Raw genomic sequence first — 12,378 nt, 5'->3', positions numbered from 1 at the left:
GGCTCTCGCCGGGACGGCCCGTGGCCGCGGTGCGGTCCGGAGGACCGCAGTGACCTAGTCCTGGACCTGCTCGAAGGTGATGACCGTCCAGCCCAGCAGCAGCCGGTCGCCGTCGGACAGCGGGTGCGCGACGCCGGGCTCGAGCTGGGTCCACTCGGTGGCCTCCGGGCCGGCGACGTGCGTGCCGTTGAGCGAGCCGAGGTCGACCAGCGAGACCTCCCGGCCGTTGCGCTGGATCGCGGCGTGGGCCGAGGAGAGCACGTTCTGGGTGTCGGCGATCGGCACCGGCCGGGCGGAGCCGGCGGTGACCAGCTCGTGGTTGTCGGGGCGCCGGCCGAGGACGAGGTCCTCGTCGACGGTCACGACCAGGCCGTCGTCGAAGCGGAGGATCGGCGCCGCGGGCGGCTCGGGCTTCCAGAAGGCGGTGGCCTCTCCCCCGTCGGCGTCCGGGGCCGCGGCCGCCGTGGCGCCGTAGCCGGAGGAACCGGCGCTGCCGAAGCCGGCGTCGGAGCCGGCGCTGAACGACGACGGCGCCGGGGACGACGGGACGGCGGCCGACGAGGCGTGCGCGGCGGCGGCGAGCTGCAGCATCGCCCCGGAGCCGGGGACGGTGCCCTCGACCAGGTCGTAGGCCACGCCCGGCGGCATCGACGGGACCGGCTGACCCGGGCCCACGTAGAGGGTCTGCCCCAGCTGGAAGCCGGAGGCGAGGGTGCAGCCGTCGACCGACGAGCCGGACACCGGGACGCCGTCGACCGCGGGCTGGCCCTTGCCGCACCACAGCGCGACGCCGGTGCCCGTGCCGCCCGCGGTGTCGACCAGCACCAGCGCGAAGGACACCGAGCCGCCACCGAGCGCGGCGACCTGCCCGGCCACCGCGGCGAGCACCCGCTCGGCGCCCGGCCCGGAGACGCCCAGGCAGGCGTGCAGGGCGGCGGCGAGGGCCGGCGAGCCCGGCGCGTCCACCCACAGCAGACCGCCTCCGCGTCGGGCGACGACGGAGTCTCCTGGCAGGACTTCACAGCGGTCGGGCATGGCGCAAGCCTAATGACCTCAGGCACGACGAGGCGGACCGGCGACGCGCCACGCCGACACGCGGGGACGTTGCCGGGGCGAGTGCGACCGTCGTGGCGGGTGTGCCGCCCGTGAGCCCGGGTCCGCGGCCCCTGTCAGGCCCCGCCACGAGGTCACCGAGGTGGGGCGGGCCCTCCCTCAGGCGCTGGCGACCACGCCCAGCTCGGCCGGGTCGGCCAGGTGCGGCGAGTTCGGCAGCACCCGCACCGTGTAGCCGAACGCCCCGGTGCGCTCCAGCGGCACGGTGGCGGTGAACCAGTGCCGGGACCCGTCGGTGTGCTCGTGGGTCATCGGCAGCGTCGTCACCTCGTGCAGCCCGTCGGCGTCGTCCACCCGGCCGTAGGCCGCCTGCACCTGCACGTCGGAGGTGCTGAGGCCGGGCAGCTCCACCTCCGCGCGCAGCGCCAGCGTCGACCCGATCTCGGGGGTGTCGCCGGCGCCGGTGGCCTCGACGTGGGCGACCCGCACCCCGTTCCAGTGCTCGAGCAGGTGCGCCCGCCAGCCGGCCTCGGTGCGCGCGGCGCCGTACCCGGACCCGGCCATCGCGCGGGCCGACCCGGCCGCCGGCACGTACAGCTGCTGCACGTAGTCGCGGACCATGCGGGTGGCCTGCACCTTGGGGCCGGTCTCGCGCAGGGTGTGGCGCACCATCTCCACCCAGCGGGTGGGGATCCCGTCGCGGTCGGTCTCGTAGAACCGCGGCAGCACCTGGGTGCCGAGCAGGTCGTAGATCGCCCGCGCCTCGATCTCGTCGCGCCGGTCGGGGTCGCTGACGCCGTCGGCCGTGGGGATGGCCCAGCCGTTCTGGCCGTCGAACCACTCGTCCCACCACCCGTCGCGGATGGAGAGGTTCAGCCCGCCGTTGAGCGCGGCCTTCATGCCCGAGGTGCCGCAGGCCTCCAGGGGCCGCAGGGGGTTGTTCAGCCAGACGTCGCAGCCCCAGTAGAGGTAGCGGGCCATGCCGATGTCGTAGCCGGGCAGGAACGCGATCCGGTGCCGGATCTCCGGGTCGTCGGCGAACTTCACCATCTGCTGGATCAGCTGCTTGCCGCCGTCGTCGGCCGGGTGGCTCTTGCCCGCGATGACCAGCTGGACCGGCCGCTCGGGGTCCAGCAGCAGGGCCCGGAGCCGCTCGGGGTCGCGCAGCATGAGGGTCAGCCGCTTGTAGGAGGGCACGCGGCGGGCGAAGCCGATGGTGAGGACGTCGGGGTCGAAGGCCGAGGCGGTCCAGCCCACCTCGGACTCCGCGGCGCCCCGCGACAGCGCGGTGTCGCGCAGCCGGCGGCGCACCTCCTCGACCAGCCGGCCGCGCAGCAGGCGCCGGGTGCTCCACAGGTCTCCGGCGGAGATGTGGTCGACGCCGTCGAAGTGCACCGGGCCCTCGACCTCCACCGGGTCACCCTGGCTGCTGGCCTGGCTGCCCAGGTCGACCAGCTCGCGGGCGGTCCAGGTGGGGGCGTGCACGCCGTTGGTGATCGAGCCGATCGGCACGTCGCCCTCGTCGAAGCCCGGCCACAGGTTGCGGAACATCGACCGGCTGACGTGCCCGTGCAGCTGGCTGACGCCGTTGGCGCGCTGGCCCAGCCGCAGCCCCATGTGGGCCATGTTGAACTTGGTCGGGTCCTGCTCGGCGCCCAGCGGGATCAACTGCTCCAGCGGGACGCCGAAGCCGGCGAAGTACCGCTCGATGAGCGCCCGCGGGAAGCGGTCGATGCCCGCCGGCACGGGCGTGTGGGTGGTGAACACCGTGCCGGCCCGCACCGCCTGCAGCGCCTCGGGGAACGACAGCCCGTGGGACTCGGTGAGCTCCCGGATCCGCTCCACGCCCTGGAAGCCGGCGTGCCCCTCGTTGGCGTGGAACACCTCCGGCTGCGGCGTGCCGGTGAGCGAGCAGTAGGCGCGCAGGGCGCGGACGCCACCGATGCCGAGGAGCATCTCCTGGCGCAGCCGGTGGTCCTCGTCGCCGCCGTAGAGGCGGTCGGTGACGCCCCGCTCGGCCGGCGCGTTCTCCTCGATGTCGCTGTCGAGCAGCAGCAGGGAGACCCGGCCGACCTGGGCGCGCCAGACGTGCGCGTGCAGCGTGCGCCCCTCGGGCAGCGGGACGGTGATGACCACCGCCGAGCCGTCGGGCTGGCGCAGCAGCTTGACCGGCAGGCCGTGCGGGTCCAGCGAGGGGTAGTGCTCGAGCTGCCAGCCGTCGGCCGACAGCCCCTGCTCGAAGTAGCCGGCGCGGTACAGCAGCCCCACCCCGATGAGCGGGACGCCCAGGTCGGAGGCGGCCTTGAGGTGGTCGCCGGCCAGGATGCCCAGGCCACCGGAGTACTGCGGGAGCACCTCGGTGATGCCGAACTCCGCGGAGAAGTACGCGATGGACGCCGGCGCGTCCGCACCCAGCGACTGGTACCAGTGCGGGCCCGACAGGTAGTCCTGCAGGTCGTCGACGACGTCCTGCAGCCGGCGGACGAAGCGGCGGTCCCGGGCCAGCGCGGCCAGCCGCGCCGCCGACACCTCGCCGAGCACCTTCACCGGGTCCCCGTTGCACGTGCTCCACAGGGTCGGGTCGAGGGCCTCGAACAGGTCCCGGGTCTCGGGGTGCCACGACCAGCGGAGGTTCGTCACCAGCTGGGACAGCGGCAGCAGCTCCTCGGGGAGCGATGCCCGGACGGTGAACCGGCGGAGAGCGCGCACCGCCCGAGACTAACCAGCACCGGGCCCCGCCACAGTGCGCCGCGGGCGGTTCACACGCCCGCAGCACGCTGCTCACGCGGGCGTCTCCCCCCGGTCCTCCCGCCGACGTGCCCGCAGGCCGGGACCTCGATAGCGTGGCCGGGATGACTCGCCGCGCTGACCTCCGTCTCGGCATCACCGATGTCGCCCCCGTCGTCTCCTGCGGGTCCTTCTCGGCCCGCGCCGTGGTCGGCGAGCACCTGCCGATCACCGCCACCGTGTTCCGCGAGGGGCACGACGCCGTCGCGGCGAACGTGGTCTGGACGCCGCCAGGAGAGGACGGCGCCGCCCAGCCGCTGCGCCGCATGGTCCGCTTCGGGCCCGAGCCGGACCGGTGGATCGCCACGGTCGTGCCCGACCGCGAGGGCCGGTGGACCTTCCAGGTGGAGGCGTGGAGCGACCCGCTGGCCACCTGGCACCACGCCGTCGAGGTGAAGATCGCGGCCGGTCAGGGGGCCGAGGACCTCGCCAACGACCTCGAGGAGGGCGCCCGGCTGCTCGACCGCGTGGCGAAGGAGGCCTCCGACGAGTGGCGCGGGCGGGTCACCGACGCCGCGGCCGCGCTGCGGGACACCTCCCGTGACCTCACCGCCCGCGTGGCCCCGGCCCTGGCCACCGCGCTGCAGGAGTACCTGCACGAGCACCCGGTGCGGGAGCTGGTGACCGGCGGGCAGCGCTACGAGGTCTGGGTCGACCGGCGGCAGGCGCTGTACGGCTCCTGGTACGAGTTCTTCCCGCGCTCGACCGGCCCGGTCGTCGGCGGGAAGCCGACCCACGGCACCTTCACCACCGCCGGCGACCGGCTGCCGGCGATCGCCGAGATGGGCTTCGACGTCGTCTACCTGCCGCCGATCCACCCGATCGGCAAGGTCAACCGCAAGGGCCCGAACACGCCGCAGTTCCCGGGCGGCAACCCGCACGAGGTCGGGCCGGACGACGTCGGCTCACCGTGGGCCATCGGCAGCGACGAGGGCGGGCACGACGCCGTCCACCCGGAGCTGGGCACGATGGAGGACTTCCGGGCCTTCGTCCGGCGGGCCGGTGAACTCGGCATGGAGGTGGCGCTGGACCTGGCGCTGCAGGCCGCGCCCGACCACCCCTGGGTGAAGAGCCACCCGGAGTGGTTCACCACCAAGCCCGACGGCACGATCGCCTACGCGGAGAACCCGCCGAAGAAGTACCAGGACATCTACCCGGTCAACTTCGACAACGACCCCGAGGGCATCTACGCCGAGGTGCTGCGGGTCGTGCGCGTGTGGATGGACGCCGGCGTGCGCATCTTCCGGGTGGACAACCCGCACACCAAGCCGCTGGACTTCTGGCACTGGCTCATCTGGGAGGTGAAGAAGACCGACCCCGACGTGCTGTTCCTCGCCGAGGCCTTCACCCGGCCGGCGATGATGCACCAGCTCGCCCGGATCGGGTTCACGCAGTCCTACACGTACTTCACCTGGCGCACCGAGCGCGGGGAGATCGAGGACTACGGCCGGGAGCTGGCCAGCAACAGCCACTACATGCGGCCGAACTTCTTCGTGAACACCCCGGACATCCTCCACGAGTCCCTGCAGTACGGCGGGCCGGCGATGTTCAAGATCCGGGCCGTCCTCGCCGCGATGATGAGCCCGACCTGGGGCGTCTACTCCGGTTTCGAGCTCTTCGAGCACGTCGCCGTCCGGCCGGGCAGCGAGGAGTACCACGACAGCGAGAAGTACCGCCTGCGACCCCGGGACTTCGCCGGGGCCGAGGCGTCCGGGCGCAGCCTGGCGCCCTACCTCCGCCGGCTCAACGAGATCCGCCGCGCCCACCCGGCCCTGCAGCAGCTGCGCACGCTGCGGTTCCACTCGGTGGACAACCCGAACCTGATCTGCTTCTCCAAGACCGACCCCGGCTCACAGGACGCCGTGATCGTGGTGGTCAACCTGGCCAGCCACCACACCCAGATCGGGACGACGGCCCTCGACCTGCCGAGCCTCGGGCTCGACTGGTACGAGCGGTTCACCGTGACCGACGAGCTCACCGGCGCCAGCTACGACTGGGGCCAGTTCAACTACATCGAGCTCGACCCGTTCCGGGAGCCGGCGCACGTCTTCTCCGTCGGCTACCCGCGGACGGTCCAGGTGCCGCCGCCGGTCGCCTGAGAGAGGACCCCGTGGCCCCCACCACCCGCCGGCTCGCGGCGCGGCCCGGTACGGGGGCCAGACCGTCTCCCCGCAGACGGGCCACGAACTCCCACCCGCTCCCCTGCAGAACCGAGGGCGACTTCCTGCGATGACCGTTCCCGTCCCCAGCTCCCCCGAGGGCCGCCCCGACTCCCCGCGGTCGGCTCTGCCCGCCCCCGGTGCCGACCCCGAGTGGTACAAGCGCGCCGTCTTCTACGAGGTGCTGGTCCGTGGCTTCGCCGACAGCAACGCCGACGGTGTCGGCGACCTGCGCGGCATGCTGGACAAGCTCGACTACCTGCAGTGGCTGGGTGTCGACTGCCTCTGGCTCCCGCCGTTCTTCGCCTCGCCGCTGCGCGACGGCGGCTACGACGTCAGCGACTACACCGCGGTGCTGCCCGAGTTCGGTGACATCGAGGACTTCAAGGAGTTCCTCGACGCCGCCCACGCCCGCGGCATGCGCGTGATCATCGACTTCGTCATGAACCACACCTCGGACCAGCACCCCTGGTTCCAGGCCAGCCGCAGCGACCCCGAGGGGCCCTACGGCGACTTCTACGTGTGGTCCGACGACGACACCCGGTACGCCGACGCGCGGATCATCTTCGTCGACACCGAGAGCTCCAACTGGACCTTCGACCCGGTGCGCAAGCAGTACTTCTGGCACCGGTTCTTCTCCCACCAGCCCGACCTCAACTTCGAGAACCCGCGGGTGCAGGAGGCGATCATCGACGCCCTGCGCTTCTGGCTGGACCTGGGCATCGACGGCTTCCGGCTCGACGCCGTCCCCTACCTGTTCGAGGAGGAGGGGACCAACGGCGAGAACCTGCCGAAGACCCACGAGTTCCTCAAGCACGTCCGCAAGGTGGTCGACGCCGACTACCCCGACCGGGTGCTGCTGTGCGAGGCCAACCAGTGGCCGGCCGACGTCGTGGAGTACTTCGGCGAGGACGGCGACGAGTGCCAGATGGCCTTCCACTTCCCGGTGATGCCGCGCCTGTTCATGGCGGTGCGGCGGGAGCAGCGCTTCCCGATCTCGGAGATCATGGCGCAGACCCCGGACATCCCGGACAACTGCCAGTGGGGCATCTTCCTGCGCAACCACGACGAGCTGACCCTGGAGATGGTCACCGACGAGGAGCGCGACTACATGTGGGCGGAGTACGCCAAGGACCCCCGCATGAAGGCCAACATCGGCATCCGCCGCCGGCTGGCGCCCCTGCTCGACAACGACATGGACACCCTCGAGCTGTTCAACGCGCTGCTGCTGTCGCTGCCGGGCTCCCCGGTCCTGTACTACGGCGACGAGATCGCGATGGGCGACAACATCTGGCTCGGTGACCGCGACGGCGTCCGGACGCCGATGCAGTGGACGCCGGACCGCAACGGCGGCTTCTCCACCGCCGACCCGCAGCGGATGTACCTGCCGCTCAACCAGGACCCGGTCTACGGCTACCAGGTCACCAACGTCGAGGCGCAGCTGCGCAACACCAACTCGATGCTGCACTGGATCCGGCAGATGATCCGGGTCCGCAAGGAGCACCCGACCTTCGGGCTGGGCACCTACGCCGAGATCGGCTCGCGCAACCCGACGGTGCTCTCCTTCGTGCGCGAGTTCGGCGACGACGTCGTGCTGTGCGTGAACAACCTGTCGCGCTTCCCCCAGCCGGTGGAGCTGGACCTGCGCCGCTTCGAGGGCTACACCCCGATCGAGCTCACCGGCCGGGTGGAGTTCCCGCAGATCGGCGTCCTGCCCTACATGCTCACCCTGTCCGGCCACGGCTTCTACTGGTTCGAGCTGAGCCGGCCGGCGGAGCCCGCGGCCGAGGAGACCGAGGACTGGGAGAGCACCGCCGCCAGCGCGGTGGCGGAGTCCCTGCTGGCCGCCGGGGTGGTCTCCGCCGCGGCGGAGATCCCCGGTGACAGCGACACCCGGTCCGGAGACGACGTCCCGCCCAGCCCCGGAGGCGACCGATGAGCGCACTGACCGACCTGCTCCGCGAGTGGATGCCCCACCAGCGCTGGTTCGGGAGCAAGGGCCGGGAGTGGGCCGACGTCTCCGAGGAGGGCTTCCTGCTCGACCAGACCGACCCGGTGCTGTCGGTCCACCGGGTACGGGTGTCCTACACCGACGGCGCGACCGAGACCTACCTCGTGCCGCTGTCCTGGCGGGACCACCCGGTCGACGAGCTCAGCTCGGCGTTCATCGGCGCCGTGCCCTCCGGTGACCGGGAGAGCTACGCCTACGACGCCATGCGGGACCGGGACGCCACCACCCCGTGGCTGATCCACCTGGTCAACGCCTCGACGGTCGGGCCGATGCACTTCCACCCCGCCGGGGTCGCCCACATCCCCGAGGGCGTGCCCGGCGACATCGTCTCCACCGAGCAGAGCAACACCTCGCTGGTCTACGGCCAGGAGGCGATCTTCAAGCTGTTCCGCCGGCTCGAGCCGGGGCTCAACCCTGACGTCGAGGTCCACGACGCGCTGCGCAAGACGCAGAACCCGCACATCGCACCACTGCTCGGGCACATCGAGATCGACGACCCCGACCCGTCGGCGGAGCCGGCGACGGTGGCGATGCTGCAGACGTTCGTGCCCAACGCCAGCGACGGCTGGCGGCTGGCCACCGCCAGCGTCCGGGACCTCTACGCGGAGGGCGACCTGCACGCCGACGAGGTGGGCGGGGACTTCGCCGCCGACAGCGAGCGGCTGGGCGCGGCGACCGCGTCGGTGCACGCCGACATGGCCAAGGTGCTGCCCACCGAGCCCGCCGACCGGCAGTGGTTCGCCACGCTGGCCGAGCAGATGACCGCCCGGCTGGAGTCGGCGATCGCCGTCGTCCCGCAGCTGGCCGAGCACGCCGACGGCCTGCGCGCGGTGTACGCCGCCGTGGCCGACGCCGAGGAGGCGGTCGTCCGCCAGCGGGTGCACGGCGACCTGCACCTCGGGCAGGTGCTGCGCACCGCCACCGGGTGGATCGTGCTCGACTTCGAGGGCGAGCCGGCCCGCCCGCTGGCCGCCCGCCGCGAGCTCGACAGCCCCATGCGCGACGTCGCCGGCATGCTGCGCAGCTTCGACTACGCCGCACGTCACATGCTCGTCGAGCAGCCCGGGGACCCGCAGCGGGCATACCGGGCGCAGGAGTGGGCAGAGCGCAACCGCAGCGCCTTCTGCGCCGGCTACTCGGCCGCCAGCGGCACGGACCCGTGCGGCGACTCACCGCTGCTGCGGGCCTTCGAGGCGGACAAGGCCGTCTACGAGTGCGTCTACGAGGCGCGCAACCGCCCGCACTGGCTGATGATCCCGCTGCAGTCGCTGTCCCGGCTCACCGCCGTGGACTGACGCGCGGGCACCACGACCACCCACCACCCGCACCGAAGAGGACGGCGACGCGATGACGACCCCCGAGGGGACGACCGACAGCACCACCGGCGCCACCGAGCCCACCATCGACTCCGGCAGCCGCCCGCCGGCCACCAAGGAGGAGCTGCAGGCCGCCGTCGAGGAGAAGGCGGCCCGCGCCGAGGCCGCCGAGAGCGAGCCGGTGGTGAACCCGACCGCGCCGCGCAAGCGCGCCGCGGCCAAGAAGGCACCGGCGGCGAAGAAGGCACCCGCCGCCAAGAAGGCCACCGCGGCCAGGAAGACCGCCGCAGCAGCGGCGGACGGCGAGGGCGACGGCGCACCGGTCAGCAAGGCCACCAAGCGAACCGCCGCGAAGAAGACCACCCCGCGCACCACCGCGGCGAAGAAGGCGGCGGCCGCGCGGGCCGCGGGCGACGCCGACGTCCCGCAGGAGGACGTCGTCCTGGCGCAGGGCGGCACCGCGACGCCGGTGGTCGCCCCCGCACCGATCGCCGAACCGGGCAGCCCCAGCGGCGCGCCGGCCCCCCAGCCCGAGCCGCCGAGCCCCGACCCGGCCGAGCCGAGCACCCCGCAGGCCCCCGAGGACGCCGCCGGCGGGCCGCCTGCCGGCACCGGGGACGCCGCCGGCGGGCTGCCTGCCGGCAGCGGGGACGGCGCCCCCGCCGGGGCCGGTTCCGCGGGCACGGTCGTCGCCGGCACCGTCCCGGACGGGCAGCCCGCCGCCGAGGAGGTCACCGGGGAGCAGCTGCGCGCGATCGTGGAGGGCTGGTCCTACGCGCCGCACAGCGTCCTCGGCGCGCACCGCTCCGCGCAGGGCTGGGTGGTGCGCACACTGCGGCCCGACGCGGTCTCGGTCACCGTCGTCGACCAGGACGGCTCCCGCTACGACGCCCGCCAGCTGCACGGCGGCGGCATCTACGAGGCCCGGCTCCCGCAGCAGCCCGGTGACTACCGCATCGAGGTGACCTACGGCGACGGACAGGGCGGGACCAACGCCTTCACCGTCGACGACCCCTACCGCTGGCTGCCGACGGTCGGCGAGCTCGACCAGCACCTCATCCGCGAGGGCCGGCACGAGCGGCTGTGGGACGTGCTGGGTGCCCACGTCCGGCGCTACGACACCCCCGGCGGGCCGGTGGAGGGCGTCTCCTTCGCCGTCTGGGCGCCCAACGCGCAGGGCGTGAAGGTGACCGGCGACTTCGACTACTGGGAGGCACGCGCCTACCCGATGCGGTCGCTGGGCTCCTCCGGCGTCTGGGAGATCTTCATCCCCGGCGTCCAGGTGGGCTCGCGGTACCGGTACCACGTGCTGGGCCGCGACGGCGTGTGGCGGGAGAAGTCCGACCCGCTGGCCTTCGCCACCGAGGTACCGCCGCTGAACGCCTCGGTGGTCACCGAGTCCACCTACGAGTGGCAGGACGACGAGTGGCTGGCCGACCGGGCGCAGGGCGGCTGGCACCAGCGGCCGATGAGCGTCTACGAGGTGCACGTCGGCTCGTGGCGGCAGGGCCTGTCCTACCGCGAGCTCGCCGACGAGCTGGTCGACTACGTCGTGTCGGCCGGCTTCACCCACATCGAGTTCATGCCGGTGGCCGAGCACCCCTTCGGCGGCTCGTGGGGGTACCAGGTCACCTCCTACTACGCCCCCACCGCGCGCTACGGCACCCCGGACGACTTCCGCTACCTGGTGGACAGGGCCCACCGGGCCGGCATCGGCGTGATCGTCGACTGGGTGCCGGCGCACTTCCCCAAGGACGACTGGGCGCTGGCCCGCTTCGACGGCACCCCGCTCTACGAGCACGGCGACCCCCGCCGCGGCGAGCAGCTGGACTGGGGCACCTACGTCTTCGACTTCGGCCGCTCCGAGGTCCGCAACTTCCTGGTCGCCAACGCCCTCTACTGGTGCAAGGAGTTCCACGTCGACGGCGTCCGCGTCGACGCGGTGGCCTCGATGCTGTACCTGGACTACTCCCGCGACGAGTGGGTGCCCAACAAGTACGGCGGGCGGGAGAACCTGGAGGCGGTGGCGTTCCTGCAGGAGATGAACGCGACCGTGTACCGCGAGGTGCCCGGGGTGGTCACCATCGCCGAGGAGTCGACCGCGTGGCCGGGCGTCACCCGGCCCACCCACCTCGGCGGCCTGGGCTTCGGCTTCAAGTGGAACATGGGCTGGATGCACGACTCGCTGGCCTACGTGCAGCGTGAGCCGGTCTACCGCAGCTACCACCACGGGCAGCTGACGTTCTCGATGATGTACGCCTACTCCGAGAACTACGTGCTGCCGATCAGCCACGACGAGGTCGTCTACGGCAAGGGCTCGCTGCTGCGGAAGATGCCCGGTGACCGGTGGCAGCAGCTGGCCAACCTGCGCGCCTACCTGGCCTACATGTGGGCGCACCCGGGCAAGCAGCTGCTGTTCATGGGCTCGGAGTTCGCCCAGGACGCCGAGTGGGCCGAGAGCCGGTCGCTGGACTGGTGGCACCTCGACGACCCCGCCCACCGCGGGGTGCTGTCGCTGGTCACCGACCTCAACACCCGCTACAAGGAGCTGCCGGCGCTGTGGTCGCAGGACGTCGACCCGGCCGGGTTCCAGTGGATCGACGCCAACGACGCCTCGGGCAACGTGCTGTCGTTCCTCCGCTTCGGGCTGCCGGGGGCCGACGGCGAGCCGGCCGAGGCACCGGCCACCGGCGCCGGGCAGGTGCTCGCGTGCGTCGTCAACTTCTCCGGCGCCCCGCACCACGACTACCGGATCGGGCTGCCCCGCCCGGGGTTCTGGCGTGAGGTGGTGAACACCGACGCCGAGGGCTACGGCGGCTCCGGGGTCGGCAACATGGGCGGCGTCGAGGCCGTCGAGGAGCCGTGGCACGGCCAGCCCTTCTCGGCCACGCTGTCGGCTCCCCCGCTGGGCACCGTCTGGTTCCTGCACGAGGGCTGAGCAGCACCCCGGGGGGGGGGGGGGGGGGGGGGGGGGGGGGGGCCGCGGGGGGGGGGGGCCCGCGGGCGCGCGCCCCCGGGGGGGGGGGTCGGGGGGGACGCCCGCGTTGTTGGG

General features: G+C 73.0%; 6 protein-coding genes. 4 read left to right on the top strand and 2 right to left on the bottom strand.

Annotated elements, in window-relative coordinates; all coding sequences use genetic code 11:
* Window positions 1–54: 54 nt before the first annotated feature.
* A complete protein-coding gene (locus ACI79E_RS19435) occupies window positions 55–1,035 on the bottom strand; it encodes an FHA domain-containing protein (protein WP_456934213.1) in 981 nt (326 codons plus the stop codon).
* Between the two features lie 177 nt (window positions 1,036–1,212).
* On the bottom strand, window positions 1,213–3,762 hold the full coding sequence (glgP, locus tag ACI79E_RS19430) for an alpha-glucan family phosphorylase (RefSeq protein ID WP_456934212.1): 2,550 nt from the start codon (window positions 3,760–3,762) through the stop codon (window positions 1,213–1,215).
* Window positions 3,763–3,905: 143 nt separating this feature from the next.
* Here glgP and ACI79E_RS19425 point away from each other — a divergent pair, with 143 nt between their 5' ends.
* The 4 genes from ACI79E_RS19425 to glgB all read left to right on the top strand — a co-directional run bounded on the left by ACI79E_RS19425 (window position 3,906) and on the right by glgB (window position 12,264).
* Window positions 3,906–5,939 (top strand): alpha-1,4-glucan--maltose-1-phosphate maltosyltransferase, encoded by a 2,034-nt coding sequence (locus ACI79E_RS19425; protein WP_456934211.1) that lies wholly within the window; start codon window positions 3,906–3,908, stop codon window positions 5,937–5,939.
* Between the two features lie 130 nt (window positions 5,940–6,069).
* Window positions 6,070–7,938 (top strand): maltose alpha-D-glucosyltransferase, encoded by a 1,869-nt coding sequence (treS, locus tag ACI79E_RS19420; protein WP_456934210.1) that lies wholly within the window; start codon window positions 6,070–6,072, stop codon window positions 7,936–7,938.
* Window positions 7,935–9,305: a maltokinase N-terminal cap-like domain-containing protein gene (locus ACI79E_RS19415; protein WP_456934209.1), complete on the top strand. Its 1,371-nt coding sequence runs from the start codon at window positions 7,935–7,937 to the stop codon at window positions 9,303–9,305. The genes treS and ACI79E_RS19415 overlap by 4 nt, the downstream gene beginning before the upstream one ends.
* Before the next feature lie 52 nt (window positions 9,306–9,357).
* A complete protein-coding gene (gene glgB, locus ACI79E_RS19410) occupies window positions 9,358–12,264 on the top strand; it encodes a 1,4-alpha-glucan branching protein GlgB (protein ID WP_456934208.1) in 2,907 nt (968 codons plus the stop codon).
* The last annotated feature ends 114 nt before the right edge of the window (window positions 12,265–12,378 follow it).

Source organism: Geodermatophilus sp. SYSU D00079, assembly GCF_054050635.1.
The sequence above is the reverse complement of the archived record's forward strand: the minus strand, read 5'-3'. Positions and strand labels throughout refer to the sequence as shown.

Excerpts from the sequence above, each read along its gene's own strand:
- ACI79E_RS19425 (WP_456934211.1), top strand. The coding sequence starts at position 3,906 with ATGACTCGCCGCGCTGACCTCCGTCTCGGCATCACCGATGTCGCCCCC.
- treS (WP_456934210.1), top strand. The coding sequence starts at position 6,070 with ATGACCGTTCCCGTCCCCAGCTCCCCCGAGGGCCGCCCCGACTCCCCG.
- ACI79E_RS19415 (WP_456934209.1), top strand. The coding sequence starts at position 7,935 with ATGAGCGCACTGACCGACCTGCTCCGCGAGTGGATGCCCCACCAGCGC.
- glgB (WP_456934208.1), top strand. The coding sequence starts at position 9,358 with ATGACGACCCCCGAGGGGACGACCGACAGCACCACCGGCGCCACCGAG.
- ACI79E_RS19435 (WP_456934213.1), bottom strand. The coding sequence starts at position 1,035 with ATGCCCGACCGCTGTGAAGTCCTGCCAGGAGACTCCGTCGTCGCCCGA.